General features: G+C 48.9%; 16 protein-coding genes. 14 read left to right on the top strand and 2 right to left on the bottom strand.

The annotated features are described in order from the left end of the window. Nucleotides 1-5 precede the first annotated feature (5 nt). The 10 genes from LAT77_RS11825 to LAT77_RS11780 all read left to right on the top strand — a co-directional run bounded on the left by LAT77_RS11825 (nt 6) and on the right by LAT77_RS11780 (nt 10,311). The gene (locus LAT77_RS11825) at nt 6-554 is read left to right on the top strand and encodes a peroxiredoxin (protein ID WP_126793194.1); all 549 of its coding nucleotides are present in this window, start codon (nt 6-8) and stop codon (nt 552-554) included. 81 nt (nt 555-635) lie between these two features. Beyond that, complete coding sequence (locus LAT77_RS11820) at nt 636-1,163, top strand: carboxymuconolactone decarboxylase family protein (protein ID WP_290564771.1); 528 nt, start codon at nt 636-638, stop codon at nt 1,161-1,163. Nucleotides 1,164-1,415: 252 nt separating this feature from the next. Then, nucleotides 1,416-2,213: an undecaprenyl-diphosphate phosphatase gene (locus tag LAT77_RS11815; protein ID WP_290564770.1), complete on the top strand. Its 798-nt coding sequence runs from the start codon at nt 1,416-1,418 to the stop codon at nt 2,211-2,213. Nucleotides 2,214-2,235: 22 nt separating this feature from the next. Continuing rightward, nucleotides 2,236-3,282, top strand: a complete 1,047-nt coding sequence (locus LAT77_RS11810; RefSeq protein WP_290564769.1) for an FAD:protein FMN transferase — start codon at nt 2,236-2,238, stop codon at nt 3,280-3,282. 331 nt (nt 3,283-3,613) lie between these two features. Further along, nucleotides 3,614-4,306 (top strand): hypothetical protein, encoded by a 693-nt coding sequence (locus LAT77_RS11805; RefSeq protein WP_290564768.1) that lies wholly within the window; start codon nt 3,614-3,616, stop codon nt 4,304-4,306. A gap of 26 nt (nt 4,307-4,332) precedes the next feature. Next, nucleotides 4,333-5,688: a magnesium transporter gene (gene mgtE / locus LAT77_RS11800; protein ID WP_290564767.1), complete on the top strand. Its 1,356-nt coding sequence runs from the start codon at nt 4,333-4,335 to the stop codon at nt 5,686-5,688. 206 nt (nt 5,689-5,894) lie between these two features. Further along, nucleotides 5,895-7,259 (top strand): cytochrome c oxidase accessory protein CcoG, encoded by a 1,365-nt coding sequence (gene ccoG, locus LAT77_RS11795; RefSeq protein ID WP_290564788.1) that lies wholly within the window; start codon nt 5,895-5,897, stop codon nt 7,257-7,259. A 25-nt stretch (nt 7,260-7,284) separates the two neighbouring features. Then, the gene (locus LAT77_RS11790; RefSeq protein WP_290564766.1) at nt 7,285-8,292 is read left to right on the top strand and encodes a serine/threonine protein kinase; all 1,008 of its coding nucleotides are present in this window, start codon (nt 7,285-7,287) and stop codon (nt 8,290-8,292) included. 51 nt (nt 8,293-8,343) lie between these two features. Then, nucleotides 8,344-8,967: a thiol:disulfide interchange protein DsbA/DsbL gene (locus LAT77_RS11785; RefSeq protein ID WP_290564765.1), complete on the top strand. Its 624-nt coding sequence runs from the start codon at nt 8,344-8,346 to the stop codon at nt 8,965-8,967. A 42-nt stretch (nt 8,968-9,009) separates the two neighbouring features. Further along, nucleotides 9,010-10,311, top strand: coding sequence for a mechanosensitive ion channel family protein (locus LAT77_RS11780; protein WP_290564764.1), 1,302 nt, complete (start codon nt 9,010-9,012; stop codon nt 10,309-10,311). Here LAT77_RS11780 and LAT77_RS11775 read toward each other — a convergent pair. Next, nucleotides 10,308-11,213, bottom strand: a complete 906-nt coding sequence (locus LAT77_RS11775) for an acyltransferase (protein ID WP_290564763.1) — start codon at nt 11,211-11,213, stop codon at nt 10,308-10,310. The genes LAT77_RS11780 and LAT77_RS11775 overlap by 4 nt on opposite strands. Before the next feature lie 135 nt (nt 11,214-11,348). Between LAT77_RS11775 and LAT77_RS11770 the strand changes: the two genes are divergently transcribed. The 4 genes from LAT77_RS11770 (at nt 11,349) to LAT77_RS11755 (ending at nt 17,171) form a co-directional block, all read left to right on the top strand. Further along, nucleotides 11,349-12,017, top strand: coding sequence for a hypothetical protein (locus tag LAT77_RS11770; protein WP_290564762.1), 669 nt, complete (start codon nt 11,349-11,351; stop codon nt 12,015-12,017). Between the two features lie 9 nt (nt 12,018-12,026). Then, nucleotides 12,027-13,406: a DNA polymerase Y family protein gene (locus tag LAT77_RS11765; RefSeq protein WP_290564761.1), complete on the top strand. Its 1,380-nt coding sequence runs from the start codon at nt 12,027-12,029 to the stop codon at nt 13,404-13,406. Beyond that, nucleotides 13,394-16,501, top strand: a complete 3,108-nt coding sequence (locus tag LAT77_RS11760; protein ID WP_290564760.1) for an error-prone DNA polymerase — start codon at nt 13,394-13,396, stop codon at nt 16,499-16,501. Before LAT77_RS11765 ends, LAT77_RS11760 begins: the two co-directional genes overlap by 13 nt. A 100-nt stretch (nt 16,502-16,601) precedes the next feature. Continuing rightward, nucleotides 16,602-17,171: a hypothetical protein gene (locus tag LAT77_RS11755; RefSeq protein WP_290564759.1), complete on the top strand. Its 570-nt coding sequence runs from the start codon at nt 16,602-16,604 to the stop codon at nt 17,169-17,171. A 12-nt stretch (nt 17,172-17,183) separates the two neighbouring features. On the opposite strand, the gene LAT77_RS11750 is transcribed toward LAT77_RS11755, so the two are convergent. Beyond that, nucleotides 17,184-17,729, bottom strand: coding sequence for a gamma carbonic anhydrase family protein (locus tag LAT77_RS11750; RefSeq protein WP_290564758.1), 546 nt, complete (start codon nt 17,727-17,729; stop codon nt 17,184-17,186). Nucleotides 17,730-18,204 lie beyond the last annotated feature (475 nt).

Below are 18,204 nucleotides of genomic sequence, written 5' to 3'. Positions count from 1 at the left end.
TTTAAATGTTAACTATCGGTGATAAATTACCTGAATTTTCTGTAGTCGCAGCGAAGCCTGGCTTCAACATGCCAGAAGAAAATGGCGTGAGTGCATTTGAAACCATCACGCAAGACAGCTTCGAAGGTAAGTGGAAAGTTATCTTCTTCTATCCAAAAGATTTCACGTTCGTTTGCCCAACCGAAATCGTTGAGTTTGCTAAATTGAACGAAGAATTTGCTGACCGCGATGCAGTTGTTCTTGGTGGTAGCACTGACAACGAATTCGTTAAATTAGCATGGCGCCGTGAGCACCCAGACCTGAATGGTTTGAATCAGTACTCATTCGCTGACACTTCAGGCGTATTGGTTGACGGTTTAGGTGTTCGTGACAAAGCTGAAAGCGTTGCCCTGCGCGCAACTTTCATCGTTGACCCACACAACGTTATCCAGCACGTTTCTGTGAACGCGTTGAACGTTGGCCGTAACCCAGCAGAAATCCTGCGCATTTTAGACGGCTTGCAAACCGATGAGTTGTGCCCTTGTAACCGTCCCTTAGGTGGCGACACTCTGTAAGCGTTTCCGCACAGAGTAACCTGTGAGGGCAGCACGAGCTGCCCTTTCATTAAGAATCAGAATTTCCGTCCTGGAGGCAACATGACGATTGCAGATTACAAACAACTTCTTGGTGATCACGGTAAAGATACCAAGCTTAACCTGTCTAACCTGTTCGGTAACGTGGACTCTTCAGGTCTAACCGCCGACCAATTTTACGGCACTGCATTATCATTGGTTTACGCAATGGATGACAAAGAGCTCATCGCTGCAGTTGAAGCAGAAGCGGAAGGCAAAGTAGAAGCAAACGTCTTTGCTGCCGCTAAAATCGCCGCGACCCTTATGGCGATGAACAACATTTACTATCGCTTTGTTCACCTTTGTTCAGACAAGCAGTTTGCGAAAATGCCAGCGGGTTTGCGCATGAATGCCATGGCGAATCCAGGTGTCGAGAAAGCTGACTTTGAATTATTTTCATTAGCAGTTTCTGCATTGAACGGTTGTGGTATGTGTATTGATTCGCATGTGGGCGTGCTTGTAAAGCATGGTGTGTCCGCCCAAGCGATTCAAACCTCAATCAAGTTAGCGGCGGTATTGAATGCTGCGCGCACGGCTCGCTCAATCGCTTAGTTATTTTTTAGATTGACGTGACTGTCATTAAACTGTCACCCAGGGGCGCTAATCTCTCTCCTAGTTTCCCTGGGGTGCACGTAACGGTTGTTCCCCTAAACAAACCGTGAGCTTGGCCCGCCATCCCCCATGGCGGGCTTTTTTTATCCGCGATGAAATCGCTCAAAAAGGTACTTACTCGAGTTCTGGTCTCAACTTGCAGAGTTCTGCTAAACTAGCGTGCTTTATTGGCGATGAATCAATGGACAGTCGATGGATTATATAACCGCGGTATGGCTTGCCCTCGTACAAGGAATTACCGAGTTTTTGCCTATTTCCAGCCAAGCCCACTTGGTTTTAGCAGGGCAATGGTTAGGTGACGTCTACCAAGGTCTCGCTTTTGATGTGGTGTTGCATGCAGGCTCCTTGGTTGCCGTTATTGTTTATTTTCGGCACGAGATTGCCACCATGTTGAAAGATTGGTTTGGCACTTGGCGTGGTAAAGGAGCGACAAAAGACTCGAAACTAGGCTGGTGGGTGATCATCGGTACGACTCCTGCCGGTGTACTGGGTCTGTTACTGAAGGACATGGCTGAAGGTCTATTTCGTGCTGAAGTTGTTATGGGTTTAGCACTGATCGTCTTCGGTTTGCTGCTCGGCTTGGCGGATTGGAAGGGTCGCGGCGATCGCGATGAATACTCGCTGTCACTACGCGATGTATTGATTATTGGTTTTGCCCAAGCACTCGCGTTAATACCGGGCACGTCTCGTTCAGGTATCACTATGACGGCGGCGCTGTTTTTGGGCTTGTCACGTGACGCAGCAGCACGTTTCTCGTTTTTGTTGTCCATCCCCATCATCGCCGCGGCCAGTTTATTGCTGACCGTCGATTTAGTGCGTGATGGAACAGATATTCCGTGGGATACCCTGTTGGTTGGCTTTGTCGTCGCGACGATCAGCACCTATGCCTGTATCCACTATTTCCTTGCGTTTATCCGACGCATTGGTATGCAGCCGTTCGTCATTTACCGTCTGATTCTTGGCGGTTTACTCTTATGGTTTTTTATCTAGCATCGATTAAAAGAGGCTGAGTATGGTTCAAGGTATTCGTTTTGGTTGGCTCGTTCTACTCGCGGTGATGTTTATCGCCGGTTGTTCACCTCGTACACCACCGACGCCCACGGTTCTCGAAGGTCGAATTTTTGGAACCTTCTTTGAAGTCAGTATCGGTAGCCAACACGACTTTGATCACGAAGAAGTGCAGGCAGGTGTCTTAGCGGTTCTCAATGAAGTCGATCGTCAAATGTCGACGTATCGTCAAGATTCGGTGCTGACGGCGGTCAACCGCGCCCCAATTGGTGAGGCCGTGCAGGTCCCCCCTGAGCTGTATTACGTACTTCGCGTCGGCTACGACATTGCCGAGCAGAGCGGTGGAGCATTCGACTTTACCATCGGCGGTTTGGTCAATTTGTGGGGCTTTGGGCCGGAGGGTCGAGTCACCTCAGCACCTGATTCCGCCTTGCTCGAAAAACGCTTAGCAGAAGTCGGTTATCGTTTTGTTGAATTGAATGATGCTGACCAAACCATTACCCGCCATCGCGATGTCTTCGTTGACTTGTCGGGAATTGCCAAAGGTTATGGGGTTCAAGCGGTAAGTGAGTACTTGTTATCCATTGGATTGAACAACCATTTAGTGAATATTGGTGGTGACTTAATCGCATTCGGTGAGCGCAACGCCAACCAAGCATGGCGAATAGGTATTGAGGCACCAAATGCAAATCAACAAGTGGTGCGTCATATTTTACCCTTGCATAATACTGGCATGGTCGGCTCGGGCGATTATCGAAATTACTTTGAAGAAGACGGAATTCGTTATTCCCACACGATCGATCCGACCACAGGATACCCGATTCGTCACCGGCTGGCGGCGGTGAATGTGCTGGGCGAAAATCTAACAGAAATTGACGCATTAGCGACGGTCTTACTCGTTCTTGGTGAAGAGCGAGGCCTCGCATTTGCGAATCAGCATGATATTGCTGCGTTATTTATCTACCGCGAGAATGATCAGTTTGAAAGTTTGATGAGTGACCGCTTTGTCAAAGAACATGCGGATAAACTGCAAGTTCCGACCGTGCGATAGCTGGATGCTCAATTTTTCTTGTCCAACACGCACTTAATTCATGTCATAGTGGTTAATACATCAGCAAAAGGGTTGACCGTTGGGCAGCCCTTTTTTAAAATTAGCACTTCATTTGTTATATGGAGAGAGTAAGTCTTGGACAGTTCACGACGACGAATTTGCCGTTCAGGTCCGTTAAAGTCCCAGTTACTCTGATCCAGTGTCACTGCGACTTTGCCGAGCTTGAGCGTCTGTGCAAAGTTGCAGTATTGAAAGATCCCACATCTCGATCCTTCTACTGCCCCTTTCCGTGTAGTGTCTAACACTCTCTCACTCGCATGAGGAGTTAGATATGCGTAAAAGTATTCTTGGCTTAATGGGCTTCTTTGCTCTGCCCTCACTCGCGCTGGCATCAACCAGCATGGTGGTTGACGACGCCAGTATTGTTGATCCGAACCGTTGTGAGATTGAAAGTTGGTTCGGCAACAATGGCCGCGATTCGCTGTTTTATTTTGCGCCCGTTTGCCAGTTTGGTGATAGTGGTGTTGAGCTAACCTTCGCTTATGAGCGCTGGAAACCCTATCAGCAGTCGGCGCAGAATTATTTAACCACCGAAGCGAAGACGTTGTTAGGCAGCTTTGATCAGCAACGTGGCGCTGTTGCGTTAGCTTTAGGGTCTACGTTTGCGCTTGACTCCGACCCCGTTAAACGGGTGCCGAGTTACTATGTGAACGTTCCCGTAAGCTTCCAACTGAGCCATTCGACAATGGTGCATGTGAATGCTGGGTTGCAACAAGACAACGTTGCTTCGAAAACTCGAACAACATCGGGTATCGGTCTCGAGCAACAGTTTAATCGCCACGTAACGGGTTTTGCGGAAGTGTTTCATATTGAAGGCAGTGGCACAAATTGGCAGGTGGGTGCCTTGTTATCACAAGTCATTGCCAATGCAAGTTTAACGGTTTCCTTGATGCGTACTGACTTTGACTCAGGCCGAGACCACACTTTATTTTTCGCATTCAGTTTTAGTCCGCGCGGCCGATAGCCTAGAGCAAGAAGGGAGAAGCAAAAATGACGTATGAAGGTTATGAACATCTCATCGATCTCGTTGCTCAAGGTGATGACCAAGAATTGACCGCGGCACTCGCTGAAATTCCAGCAGCAGATATTGCCGAATATATTGACCAAAACTTTGAAGTTTATAGTGCCTTGGCGTTGCTCGACAAAATGCCTAGCGAGCAACAGGCTGAAGTTTTCGGTTACTTGCGACCCAATAACCAAGAAGACTTAGCCAGCCATATGGAGGTCGGTGTACTCGCGCAACTCTTCCGAGACATGTCGTCGGATGAACGTGCGGACGTGTACGCCTTACTTGACGTCAAACTTCAGGACGCAGTGATGCGCCGTTTAGCGAAGCGTGAGCGTGAAGATCTCTTGCGTTTGGCAAGTTATGAAGAAGGCACCGTCGGCGCCGTAATGACCTCCGACTACGCCTCTATTCCTCTTAGTGGAACGGTCGGTGACGCGCTAAAACGACTGCGCCAAAGCGCACCCGAAAAAGAAACGATTTATCAAACCTATGTGGTCGATAAGGACCATCGATTGCAAGGGGTTTTGTCGTTACGGGAAATCTTAACGGCTGCACCAACGGAAACAATTGAAGACATTATGACGCGTGACGTTGTGGTGTTGAAACCAGATATGCCACAGTCTGAAGCGGCACGGATCATTAGTCGTTACGACTTAATTGCGATTCCAGTCGTTTCCAACGACGACATTCTTATTGGGATGGTGACGTTCGATGACGCGATGGACGTTGTCGAAGAAGAAGATACTGAGTCCATTCATAAATCGGCAACGGTTGGCCGGCTTGAAGGTGGGATTAAAGATGCGAGTCCGTTTCTCATTTACCGCAGTCGGATTAATTGGTTAGTTTTATTGGTCTTTGCCAATATTTTCTCCGGCTTAGGTATGATGTATTTTGAAGACACGATTGCCACCCATATCGCATTGTTGTTCTTCTTGCCGCTCTTGATTGCTTCTGGCGGTAATACCGGCGCTCAAGCTGCGACCTTGATTGTGCGCGGTATGGCCACCAATGATGTTGAGAAGAAAGACTGGTTTTACATGCTGGGTAAAGAGCTTGTGGTATCGCTTGGTCTCGGTGTGACCATGGCTGCAGCGATTTCCGCAGTCGCGTTTTTCCGTGTTGACGCTGTCATTATTCCCATTGTGGCCTTGAGTATGATTTGTATCGTGCTTGTTGGCAGCCTTGTTGGTATCTCATTGCCCTTTATTTTAAAGCGAATTGGTTGGGATCCTGCGGTCGCGAGCGCACCCTTGGTAACAACCATAGCCGATGCGAGTGGGGTTTTGATTTATTTTGGTATTGCAGCGTCGTTTTTAACGCTAACGCCACCTGCATAATGATTGATCCAGATCGCCACACCGGCCTGCTATTTCCCGAGAATGGGCGTATAATCGAGCCATTCTCGGGTTTCTCTTTTTAGATGGCAGGATTCAACGTGGTAAATACGAAGAACGGCTCTCACCCCCCTCAAAACGACACGTCGTCCGAGCATCAAGCTCAACCGATTACGGTGCAAAAAGCCCCACCGAAAAAAGCGGTTCATATTCAGAAACCCGACATCAGCAAGCCGCCCGGGAAAAACCATATTTACGTGCGTGAAGCCGAAGGCAAAGTTGAAACGACCCGCCGCGTGCTTGGTTTTGCGTTGATGGCACTGTTTGTCGTGCTCCCGTGGCTGACTTGGAACGGCGAGCAAGCTATCTTGTTCAATATTATGGAGCAACGCTTCCGTATATTTGGTATGACGTTGTGGCCGCAAGACTTTACCATTCTCGCGTGGATTTTCATGATCTCCGCGTTTGCCTTGTTCCTGATCACCACTTTATTTGGCCGCGTGTGGTGTGGATTCACCTGCCCCCAAACCACCTGGACGTTCATCTTTATGTGGTTTGAACGCAAAATCGAGGGTGGCCGACATCAACGCATGAAGCTTGATGAGCGGCCAATGGATGCTGATAAATTCAAACGGAAATTTGCCAAACATGCAGTTTGGATCATTATCGCGCTACTGACATCGATGACGTTTGTCGGCTACTTCACCGATATCCGCGTGTTGTTTACCGACTTTTGGCTCCTGAACTCAAGTGCTTGGGCTACAGGAAGTGTCTTGTTTTTCACCTTCGCAACTTACGGTAATGCGGGCTGGATGCGTGAAGTCATGTGTACTCACATGTGCCCTTATGCGCGTTTTCAATCGGCCATGTTCGACAAAGACACCTATATCGTCGCCTATAATGAAGAGCGCGGCGAACCGCGCGGGCCGCGTAAGCGTAAAGTCGATCCGGCGAGTATCGGCAAAGGCGACTGTATTGACTGTAACTTATGCGTACAAGTTTGTCCGACCGGCATCGATATCCGCAACGGCTTGCAATACGAATGTATTAACTGCGGTGCTTGTGTTGACGCCTGTAACGATGTCATGGACAAGATGGGCTATCCCAAGCAGCTCATCAGCTTTACCACGCAACGGCGTCTCGAAGGTGGGCAAACCAAGGTCTTCCGTTTAAAAAGCGTGGGCTATGGCGCTGCATTAGTGGTACTGTCTGCATTGTTAGTGTTGGATATCGTCTTGCGGATTCCGCTCGAGTTTGATGTGATTCGCGACCGCAATACCTTGTATCGCTTGAATGCTGAAGGTTGGGTTGAAAACGTTTATACCTTGCGCATTAGTAATAAGTCGCAAGAGTCGCAAACCTTCACTATTTCGGCTGCTGGCATTGAAGATATTCAGTGGTACGGGCCACAACAAATCGAGCTGGCGCCGGAGTCGACAGAAAGCTTGCCAATTACGTTGGCGGTCGACCCTTATTTCATGGACGTGCCGATGAAAGAAGTGACATTCGAAATCACCTCTGAACAGGACGCACGTATCCGCCGGACGGTGAATACCAACTTCATTTATCAGTAAGTTCACCCAACGCCAAGGAGCGGAAGTGGCTGACTTTAGTTTTCAGGATTTAACACCTGACTTGATTCTCGATGCGATAGAGGTCGCTGGCCTCTATCCAACCTCAGGCCTGCTTGCGCTGAATAGTTATGAAAACCGAGTTTATCAATTCTTGGCGGAGAATAGCGCCGGCGAAGTGGCGCGTTATGTGGCGAAATTCTATCGTCCGGGGCGTTGGTCAACGGATGCCATCCTTGAAGAACATACCTTTACTTACGACTTAGCAGCATTTGAAATTCCGGTGGTTTGTCCGTTGCGATTACCACTCGAGAGCCCTCAAACCACGCTATTGGAAACGCATGGCTACCGCTTTGCGTTGTTTCCCAGTGTTGGCGGACGCGCGTTGGAGCCTGAGCAGTGGGAGCAGTTGGAAGATCTCGGTCGCCATCTTGGTCGTTTACATCAAGTCGGCAAAGCGCAACCTTTTGTCCACCGCCCACCGCTGGTGTCAACAGAATTACTGCGACAACACCAACAAACATTGCTAGCCTGTGCTCTTTTGCCGGAGAGCTTGAAGCCGGCCATGGCGGCGATTTTAGAGCCAGTGATTGCACAGATCTTGAAAGTCGATTGGTCGCGTTATCAGCATATTCGGTTGCATGGTGATTGCCATATCGGCAATTTGCTCTGGAGTGATCAAGGACTCACCTTGGTCGACTTTGATGACTGCCGACAAGGGCCGGCAATTCAAGATTTGTGGATGATGCTTTCGGGCGAGCGCTATCAACAAGAAGCGCAGCTCGAAACTTTATTAGCCGGTTATGAAGAGTTTTGTGAGTTTGACCCGAAAGAACTCGCCTTGATTGAACCTTTGCGAGCTTTTCGAATCATTCAGTATATGGCCTGGTTAGCCGTGCGATGGAGCGACCCTGCATTCCCTCGTAGTTTTAGTTGGTTTGCCGAGCCGCGTTATTGGGAGCAGCAAATTCTGACGCTCAAAGAGCAGCTCTCTGCGTTCGCTGAGCCGCCACTAAACTTGCAGTCGGGACTTTAAAACCGGCATAATCGAAGCAATTCAGAATTTCATTAATGTAGGATGTTGAACATGAAAAAGTGGTTGATTGCGCTTGCGAGCGCTGTAGTGATGACCTTGACGCCAGTCTCGGCACAGAACTTCCAAGAAGGTGTGCATTATCGCGTGATCGGCGATACGCCAAGTAGCTCACCGGAAATTATTGATTTCTTTTCTTTGTATTGTAATGCCTGTTATCACTTTGCCGGTTTCAGTGACATGCTCAAAGCTGAGTTCGGTGATGCCTTTAAAAAACACCATGTCAATTTAGTCGTGCCAAATGTCACGATGCGCGACAATATCCAACGCATTCATGCGACGTCAATTGTTTTGGGTATTGAAGAGCAATTTGTTGAGCGCGTTTTTCAGCGTCACTTTATGCGTAATAGTTTTGTCAATACAGTCGCTGAAGCGAAGCAAATTATGCTCGATTTAGGTGTCGAAGAAGCGGCCTATGACCGGGCGTTTAACAGTTTTGCCGTGACCAGTTTAAGCAACCGCATGCGCTCGCTGCAGCAACAGTTTGGCGTTAGCGCGACACCAACTTATGTCGTAAACCGTAAATACCAAATGCTGCAAACTGGCTTCCAGAACTCAAATAACTTCTTCGAAGAGTACATGGCTCTGGCAAAATATCTGATTGAAAAGAAAGACTAACAGTACAGCAATTGACGCGTTACGAGCAGCAAGGAGCACTCCATGGATGATGTGACAGCTTTTTGGCAGTCGTCCACCGCTTGGTTAGAACAGCACCCACAGTTATATATGGCTGTGGGTTTGTTTGTGTTGTTGTTGCTGGCTTGGTTGAGCAATGCGGTGGTCAAGCGCATGTTGGTGCGCGGCCTGATGCGCGCTTTGCGGGCTACCCCTGCTGGCCGTGACGAAACGCTAGCGAATTCAACCGTTATCGCGCGATTGGCCAATGTAATTCCAGCGTTGGTGCTTTCGGCAGGTATTGTTTTTGTCCCAGAAGTACCGGAAGTGTTGGTGGCGATTATTCAAAACGTTGCCAATGCTTTTGTAATCCTCACGGTTGCACTAGCAATTAACGGCGCTTTAACGGTCGTTAATACCATTTATGAGCGACGGCCAGACTCTCACTTAAAGCCGATTAAAGGCTACATTCAGGTCATAAAAATCCTGATTTATGCCGTCACAGCAATCTTAATCATCGCGGCACTGATTGACCGCTCACCAGTGATTTTACTCTCTGGTTTAGGCGCGATGGCTGCCGTACTTATGCTGGTGTTCCAAGACACCCTATTGTCTTTGGTCGCGAGCATGCAAATCTCGTCAAATGACATTGTTCGCGTAGGTGACTGGGTTGAAATGCCCGCGTTAAACGCCGATGGTGACGTCATTGATATCGCTTTGCATACGGTGAAAGTACAGAACTGGGATCGAACTATAACGACTATCCCTACTCGACGATTCATCACCGACTCGTTCAAAAACTGGCGGGGCATGCAAGAGTCAGGCGGACGTCGGATTAGCAGGACACTGCTCATTGATCAGCAGAGTATCGGTTTCTTAACCGATAAAGAGAAAGAGCATTTGCAAAGCTTCCGATTGCTGCGGACTTATTTACGAGAGAAACAAGAAGAGATCGACTCGTGGAATTCAGAGCTACGCGAGGATGGTAAGGCTCCAGTGAATACGAGACGGATTACTAATATTGGTACGTTCCGAGCTTATATTTCCTGCTATTTGAAAAACCATCCCGGTATTCATCAGGATATGATCCAAATGGTCCGGCAAATGGCGCCAACACCGGACGGCTTGCCACTGCAAGTGTATGCTTTTACAGCGACGACAGCATGGGTTGAATATGAAGGAATTCAATCGGATATTTTTGACCACCTCTACTCGATTATTCCTGAGTTTGGCTTGCGGGTCTATCAGCACCCAAGTGGTGTTGATGTCCGAGAGCTGAAAAATGTCTTCGCCTCACCGGAACATGCTGAGCAAGAAGAAGCGCGGCCGAAGTCGACCGACGCTTAATGGGTTCGGTTCAAATAGTTCTCAATGCGCTGGTCCTTCAAGGACCAGCGTTCATTTAACCAGCCTTGAAAGTGTTCACGAAACTCGGGGTCGTTAAAGTAATCCCCGCGTAAGTCCGGAGTGACCGGAATGCGATCGATATGCACATACACTTCTTTCAGCTCACCGCGTAATAAAGGCCCGACGATAGGATCCCCTGCTTTATAGCCGGGATAAATCATGGTGACGTCGAGCACCTCTTGGAACTGCTCACCCATAGCTTGCAAGGTAAATGAGGTTCCACCGGCTTTTGGCGGCAGTAAGTGTCGATAGGGGCTTTTCTTCTGCTCATGTTTGACCGGTGTTAAACGTGTACCCTCACAGAAATTAATGACTGTCGTCGGAATATGACGAAACTTCTCACATTTCTCCCGCGTCGTTTCGATATCTTTACCTTGTAACTCAGGACGTTTGGCAATTTGCTCTTTGCTATAACGCTTCATAAATGGCATGTCGAGCACCCAACAGCCAATACCCACCACCGGCACCCAGAATAATTCTTGCTTGAGGAAAAATCGCGGCATCGGTAAATCCGCACGAGAAAGGTGCATCATGACCAAAATATCCACCCAACTGAGGTGATTGCTCAGTATTAAATACCAGCCTTCGGGGTTGTTCGGTAAGTCGCCTTCAACTTGCCATTTCACCGGGTAGCTAAGGCGAAACATAAACGACATAGCATACGCCCAGCCACGAAAAACCGTATTGGCAATGCGAGAGACAAAACGCTGTGACGCAGGAATTGGAATGAGGAATTTAAATAGACCTAAGACAATGATGGTAAGTCCGATCAATAAGGTCGACAAACCAGCCCAAAGAAAGCTGATGACAAGTTTAAACGGTCCGGGCAAAAATCGTAGCATGGTGGTTATCTCCGCCGATCTTATTATTTTTTATTTATCATACCGTAACTTCGCAATAACTACAGAAGACCTTGCAAAGAAAATAAAATCGCATACACTACACTGTATAAATATACAGTAGTTTATGGTGGTTATATGCAGGCGCCGTTACAGCAATTATTTGACCGCGGGTCGCTTTGGCTCGGCAATCAACAAGCTCACGCAGCAGCGGATCAAACAAGTTTTGTGACAACAGGTCAGTTCGAGTTGGATCAGGCGCTTGGTGGTGGCTGGCAATCCCAGCGCCTGCATGAAATACAAGTGCCGCAATGCTTTATTGGCGAGTTGGCGCTAGTGGCTCCGGCGTTCATGCGTGCGACGCAGCAACAGCGTCCGATCTTTTGGATTTCACCACCGGCGGTGCCGTACGCTCCGGCCTTAGCGCAATTGCCGTTGGCGGAGTCGGAACGAGAACAAGCAAAACACATTGTGTTGACGCCAGCAAGACCAGCAGACGCGCTGTGGGCAGCCGAAACCATTTTGCATAGTGGTCAAGCCGGTGTGCTGTTGCTCTGGGCGGAACAACCATCAACCATCGCTATTCGTCGGCTCCATTTGGCCGCAGCAGAAAGCGGCGCTTATGTTTTTATTGTTAGTCCTTGGCAAGCTGAGGAAGCTCGTAGTTATGCGACGCGGCTGCGCGTCCATTTCAGCCAAGATGGTGTGACGAAGAATGGTCAAGTGCAATGGCAACTGTTGAAGCGTACCGGCGGCTGGCCGTTACGTTTAGCGCGGCAACCGTTACCACAGTGGCCGGGAAAGTGAGGTCTTTCGATGTGGTTGTACGTCACACTACCGCACTTACAACTAGAGCGGCTACAAGTCATTCAGCCGGACTTGCAGCGGCAAGTTGCCGTATTGTATGACGAGCAGCAACAGCTGGTTGTGCAAATGAACCCGCTGGCGCAGCGCGCCGGAATTCGCGTGGGCATGACTCTCGCAGATGCTTGGACATTAACCGAGCAATTGCAGCCTTATCCTTACCGTGAAACGCAGCAGCGGGCATTGCTGCACCATCTGGCCAGTGACTTATACCATGCCTTTGCGGTGATCAGTCTCGACTCTCCTGCTGGCTTGTGGCTTGACACCAAGCCGATGCAAAAACTCTATCCGCAATTGCAGCATAGCCTTACCCAACTCGAGTTGCAGTTACAGCCATGGCAGATCAGTTATCGCCATGGTGCCGGAAAAACGCCATTAGTTGCCAAGCTATTAGCCTTGTCAGGCATGCAGCAAGCAGCCGATGTTCCGATTGATTACCTACCCTGCTCGCCGGTGTTAAGACAAAAATTAAAACGGATGGGAATTCACACGTTAGGTGCTTTACAAGCGATCCCTCGGCCGGTCGCTGGTCGGCGCCTGGGTCAGGAGTTAGTCATTTTGCTGGCTCGAATTCAAGGTGAGCAGCAAGAAACGCTGCGTTATTTCAGCCCGCCAGTGTGGTTTACTCAGCGCTTGCCCTTGCTCGCCGAAGCCGGAAGTTGGCAGGCACTCAGTTTTCCGTTGAAGCGACTGTTACAAGAACTCGAACATTTCTTAGAAGGGAGGCAGCAACAAACACGACAATTACTACTCAGTTTTTACCATCGCGATGAGCGAGTGACCAAGCTTCAGGTTGGTTTAGCCCATGGCGGTTACCAAGCAGAAGCCCTACTACGTTTTTGTCAATTGAAAATGGAAGCGGTGCAACTTCTCGCGCCCGTTTTGGAGATTGGTCTACAAGCCAAACAGCTGCAGCCACGCCAACATGAGGCGGGCGATTTACTCCAAGGACCGCGAACAGCAACGAAATCGCTGGCGCAATTGCTGAATGAGCTGCAGTTAAGACTTGGACAGCAACAGGTTTTCGGTGTGCAAACTGTGAACGAATACTTGACTGAGTTAAGTTGGCAGCGAGCTCCAGCTGGAGCTGCTCTGGGCAACACCGAACTTGAAAAGCGGCCACCTTGGCTTATTGAACAACCATTGCCGGTCGATATTCGCCAATGGCATTTGCACCAAGGCCCTGAGCGTTACGCATCGCCTTGGTGGCAGAAGCAAAACGGAAATGGTGCACGCGATTATTGGCAGGCGCAACATCACGACGGTCGTCAGGGCTGGTTATTTTATGATTACCGCCATCAGCACTGGTATTTGCATGGATGGTTCAGCTAATGCCCTATGCCGAACTCCATTGTTTAAGTCATTACTCTTTTCTCCGCGCCGCTTCGTCACCGACTGAACTTGTGGCACAGGCGGCAGCACTCGGTTACCGTGCCATAGCCTTGACCGATGAATGCTCCTTGGCGGGTGTCGTGAAAGCTTGGAAAGCGTCTCAAGATCATGCGGTACACGTCATTTGCGGCAGCGAGTTTCATTGTGACGAGCTCGGATTATTTGTGCTGTTAGTCATGAATCGCCGTGGTTATTCCCAGTTATCGGCGCTGATCAGTCGCTGTCGTCGAGCAGCGGAAAAAGGGAGCTACCATTTCCATGGCCAGCAACTTGTTGAAAATAAACTCGATGACTGTCTGCTGTTGTGGCAACCAAAAAATGAAACTGCACAAGCATTTTCAACATCGCTGGCTACTGCTTTTCCACAGCGACATTGGTTGTTGGCGCATCGCTATTTGCAAAGTGCAGATACGGAATCCTTGCGCAGCATAAGGCGTTTGGGGAAACAGCTTGATTGGCCTATCGTTGCCGCTGGGGGGGTGTTAATGCATCATGCTGAGCGCTTACCCTTATTACATGTGTTGCAGGCGATCCAGCAGCAAAAGCGAGTAACTGAGTTAGGTTGGCAGCGGCACGTGAATGCCGAACGGCGCTTACGCTCTCGCGCTGAATTGGAACACTTATTCCCTGCCCCATGGTTAGCCGAAAGCGAGCGGATCGCCAAACAGTGTCACTTTCAGCTCGATGAACTGCGCTATGAATATCCCGCCGAAGTCGTGCCGGAAGGCTTTACTGCGGATAGCTATTTACACCAATTGGGCTTACAAGGCTTACGCTGGCGTTATCCTGAGGGTGCGCCGGCAGCGATTCGAGAGCAGTTACTACGCGAGCTCGAATTAGTCGCCGAGTTAAACTTTGCGCACTTCTTTTTAACTATTTACGACATTGTTGTTTTCGCTCGCCAGCGCGGCATTCTTCATCAAGGACGAGGCTCCGCTGCGAACTCGGTGCTCTGCTACTGCTTGGGCATTACGGCCGTGAATCCTGCGCAATCACAGCTACTGTTTGAACGTTTTATTTCACGGGAGCGCAATGAGCCTCCGGATATTGATGTCGATTTCGAGCATGAACGCCGTGAAGAAGTGATTCAGTATATTTATGAGAAGTATGGTCGTCATCGCGCAGCGCTAGCAGCGACGGTTATCACCTATCGAATTCGCAGTGCGTTGCGTGATGTCGGTAAAGCGCTTGGTTTTGCCCAAGCACAGATTCAACAATGGATTCATCGTTTAGACCGACGCGACAGTGAGGATGGTTGGCAAGCGCAGCTGCAGGCAATGGGTCTGATGAATCATCCGTTGGGTGCTCATCTGATTCAATTGACCGAGACCATTTTAGGTTTTCCACGTCACCTTTCTCAGCACGTGGGTGGTTTTGTTATCGCCAAAGACGAGCTCAGTAACTTAGTACCCATTGAAAATGCCAGTATGCCAGAACGGACGGTCATTCAATGGGACAAAGATGATATTGAAGCGCTCTGCTTACTGAAAGTGGATGTGCTGGCTTTAGGCATGCTGACCGCAATTCGTAAGACGCTGGCGCTACTGCCTGAGTTTTATCAGCAAACGCAGACATTAGCGAGTATTCCCCAAGATGACCCGGAGGTGTACCGTATGTTGCAACGTGCAGACTCCATGGGGGTATTTCAGATTGAATCGCGCGCACAAATGAATATGCTACCGCGACTAAAGCCGCGCTGTTTTTATGACTTGGTGGTGCAAATCGCGATTGTGCGCCCGGGGCCGATTCAAGGCGACATGGTGCATCCGTATTTACGTCGTCGCGATGGCTTAGAAGCTATTGAGTATCCGAGTCCAGAAGTCGCCGAAGTACTTAAACGCACCCTGGGTGTCCCTATTTTCCAAGAGCAAGTGATTAAGTTAGCTATGGTTGCCGCAGGATTTAGTGGTGGCGAAGCAGACGCCCTACGTCGGGCCATGGCGTCTTGGCGTAGCAAAGGTACATTAATGAAGTTTGAGGCGAAGCTCATCAGCGGTATGTTAGCGCGTGGTTATCAGCAAGAATTTGCCGAACGTTTGTTCGCACAAATCTGTGGCTTTGGCGAATACGGCTTTCCTGAATCTCACGCCGCTAGTTTCGCGAACCTCGCTTATGCCTCATCGTGGTTAAAGTGTCATTGCCCCGCGGCTTTTTATGTTGGCCTACTGAATAGCTTGCCCATGGGCTTCTATTCGCCCTCACAATTAGTTCAAGATGCCCGCCGACATCAGGTGGAAGTGCTACCGGTTTGTGTCAATAAGAGTGAATGGGATCATCAGCTCATTCCTCGAGACTCCGGTGAACCGGCCATCCGTTTAGGTTTTCGACTAATTAAAGGTATCCAAAGAAAAGAGCTGGAAAACTTTCTACAACATCGACCAGCTTCTGGCTTTAGCGACTTTGATCAGTTCCAGATACAAATCCAAGAACATGTTTTAAGTTCATCCACTCGTGAGGCATTGGCGAGTGCCGGTGCTTTTTCCGCGCTGGTCGGCAACCGTTATCAAACGCGCTGGAATTTAACGCATCTGTCGTCACAAATTAAAGCAGAGGGTCAATTATCTCTACTTAGTGTTCAACAAGCACCAAGTAACGACTACCAACTTGCGGAGCCGGATGCACTGGCGACTATGCAAGAAGACTACCAAGCCCTTGGCTTAACGCTCGGCAAGCACCCGATTGCGCTACTTCAAGAAAACGGTCATTTGCCGAAACACTATAAAGCCACCGAGCTTCCTTACATACGCCATCAGCAGTGCGTTACTGTGCTTGGTTTAGTGACCAATCGTCAGCGACCCGGCACCGCCAGCGGTGTCACCTTTATTTCTTTAGAAGATGACACCGGAACCGTGAATGTCGTGCTGTGGCAAGATCTCGCGCGTAAGCAACGGCGACAATGGCTCAAGGCGCGACTACTTAGAGTCCATGGTATTGTCGAAATTGTCGGGGATGTTGTCCATGTGATTGCGAAAGATATGCGGGATCTCAGTGACGTTTTACCGGTTAGCCGCCTGAAATCACGTGATTTTCATTAGGAAATCAGCTAATTTTTATCCGTAGACTAACTTGCAGTGTCAACTTCAGATGCACCCTTGTGCCCAAAGGTGATCAATTTCTCAGGAGTAGGAACTAGCGATGCGCTTTCTCCAAATGGCTTTAATAGTAATGATGACCGCCCTACTTTGGGCTTGTAGCTCGAATCCTCTTGGTATGAGTGATGATGAATGGGATGCATTGACACCTGAGCAGAAACTAGAAGCGCGACAAGAGCAAGCTCGTCTTGAACAACGCCGACGCGAGCTAGCATCAATTGAGGAACGAGCACGGCAAGAACAAGAGCATAAAGAGCGTGAACTATTACAACAACGACTGGCAACGGCGCGTTATGGTGAAATCGTTCAATGCATGATGCCAGATCCACTAGGCCACCTGAGCTCAGGATGGCGTCAAGCGGAGCCGCTAGCTTTTACGGCAGTGATTGGTTTTGAGGTCCCTGTTACTGTTGAGCGCAAAGATCGACCAACGCAAACCATAACAGGTGAAGCGAGTTTTGATGGTCAAACACTACGTATTTGTCGGCATGGTGAGTGTGCGCGAATTGTTGGCTTAGAGGCTGATTATCGCGACGGCTATCAACAATCAATTGATATCCGCCGCTTTGTACAAGGAGAAATTCGTTGTCAGTTTCCCAGAGGCAGACGTTAAAGCTGCCTGAACCTAAATTTCAGCGAGATAATCATCCTTGAGAATAACGTAATTTGCTGCAGACTTAGTTAAGAACGTCTTTTCATCATCGGTCAGGGCGCGTGTCTTTTTGACCGGGCTGCCAACATAAAGAAAGCCACTCTCTAAACGTTTACCTGGTGGCACGAGCGAGCCACCGCCGATAATCACATCATCCTCCACCACGGCGCCGTCCATAATGACCGCTGACATACCGATAAGAATTCGATTACCAACCGTGCAGCCATGCAGCATCACTTGATGGCCGACGGTGACATCGTCGCCAATGGTTAATGGAAAACCATGGAGATCATCATAGCCCGTCCGCGTGACATGCAGAATACTCCCATCTTGTACATTAGTACGCGCACCAATTCGAATATGATTGACGTCACCACGAGCTGCAACTAATGGCCAGATACTCGAGTCGGCACCGATTTCAATGTCACCAACGATTACTGCCGATGGGTCCACATAGACGCGCTCCCCTAGAACAGGATATTTCCCTTTAAATGAACGTCCTCGATTACTTAGTGCCATACGAAGTACCTCTTTAAATCACACCGCCTTTCCGGATAAAGGCGTTAAAATAAACATATTAAGACTAATCTTACGCCAACTTGGATGATTTTTCTGCGGTTGATGCAAAAAACCAAGAAAAGATGAAAAAAGTGCTTGCTGAAATTATTTTGAGCCCTATAATTCGCACCACTTCCACGGCAGCAACAACAAGCACTTAGCCAGTTGAGCAGCAAAGGGAGCGAGGTTAGCAAAAAGGTAAAGTTATAGAAACAGCTCCTTTAGCTAAAATCGAAAGTTAAACACCTATAAAGAGTGCTTAACTTTCTGATAACAACCTCCGATGGCAACAGAAAGCTTAGGAAAACAAAAAAACTTTTCGAAAGCGGTTGACATCAAAAATGAGGCGTGTAGAATGCGCGTCCTCGCTTCGGGAAACGAAGCAAACGTTCTTTAACAATATATCAAGCCAAGCAATCTGTGTGGGCACTTGCAT

This window comes from Aliidiomarina sp., assembly GCF_022565475.1.
In the GTDB taxonomy this organism is placed as follows: Bacteria; Pseudomonadota; Gammaproteobacteria; order Enterobacterales; family Alteromonadaceae; genus Aliidiomarina.
The sequence above is the reverse complement of the archived record's forward strand: the minus strand, read 5'-3'. Positions and strand labels throughout refer to the sequence as shown.

What these genes read in the sequence shown, in the direction of transcription:
- LAT77_RS11825 (WP_126793194.1), top strand. Translation starts at nt 6, where the DNA reads ATGTTAACTATCGGTGATAAATTACCTGAATTTTCTGTAGTCGCAGCG.
- LAT77_RS11820 (WP_290564771.1), top strand. Translation starts at nt 636, where the DNA reads ATGACGATTGCAGATTACAAACAACTTCTTGGTGATCACGGTAAAGAT.
- LAT77_RS11815 (WP_290564770.1), top strand. Translation starts at nt 1,416, where the DNA reads ATGGATTATATAACCGCGGTATGGCTTGCCCTCGTACAAGGAATTACC.
- LAT77_RS11810 (WP_290564769.1), top strand. Translation starts at nt 2,236, where the DNA reads ATGGTTCAAGGTATTCGTTTTGGTTGGCTCGTTCTACTCGCGGTGATG.
- LAT77_RS11805 (WP_290564768.1), top strand. Translation starts at nt 3,614, where the DNA reads ATGCGTAAAAGTATTCTTGGCTTAATGGGCTTCTTTGCTCTGCCCTCA.
- mgtE (WP_290564767.1), top strand. Translation starts at nt 4,333, where the DNA reads ATGACGTATGAAGGTTATGAACATCTCATCGATCTCGTTGCTCAAGGT.
- LAT77_RS11785 (WP_290564765.1), top strand. Translation starts at nt 8,344, where the DNA reads ATGAAAAAGTGGTTGATTGCGCTTGCGAGCGCTGTAGTGATGACCTTG.
- LAT77_RS11780 (WP_290564764.1), top strand. Translation starts at nt 9,010, where the DNA reads ATGGATGATGTGACAGCTTTTTGGCAGTCGTCCACCGCTTGGTTAGAA.
- LAT77_RS11775 (WP_290564763.1), bottom strand. Translation starts at nt 11,213, where the DNA reads ATGCTACGATTTTTGCCCGGACCGTTTAAACTTGTCATCAGCTTTCTT.
- LAT77_RS11770 (WP_290564762.1), top strand. Translation starts at nt 11,349, where the DNA reads ATGCAGGCGCCGTTACAGCAATTATTTGACCGCGGGTCGCTTTGGCTC.
- LAT77_RS11765 (WP_290564761.1), top strand. Translation starts at nt 12,027, where the DNA reads ATGTGGTTGTACGTCACACTACCGCACTTACAACTAGAGCGGCTACAA.
- LAT77_RS11760 (WP_290564760.1), top strand. Translation starts at nt 13,394, where the DNA reads ATGGTTCAGCTAATGCCCTATGCCGAACTCCATTGTTTAAGTCATTAC.
- LAT77_RS11755 (WP_290564759.1), top strand. Translation starts at nt 16,602, where the DNA reads ATGCGCTTTCTCCAAATGGCTTTAATAGTAATGATGACCGCCCTACTT.
- LAT77_RS11750 (WP_290564758.1), bottom strand. Translation starts at nt 17,729, where the DNA reads ATGGCACTAAGTAATCGAGGACGTTCATTTAAAGGGAAATATCCTGTT.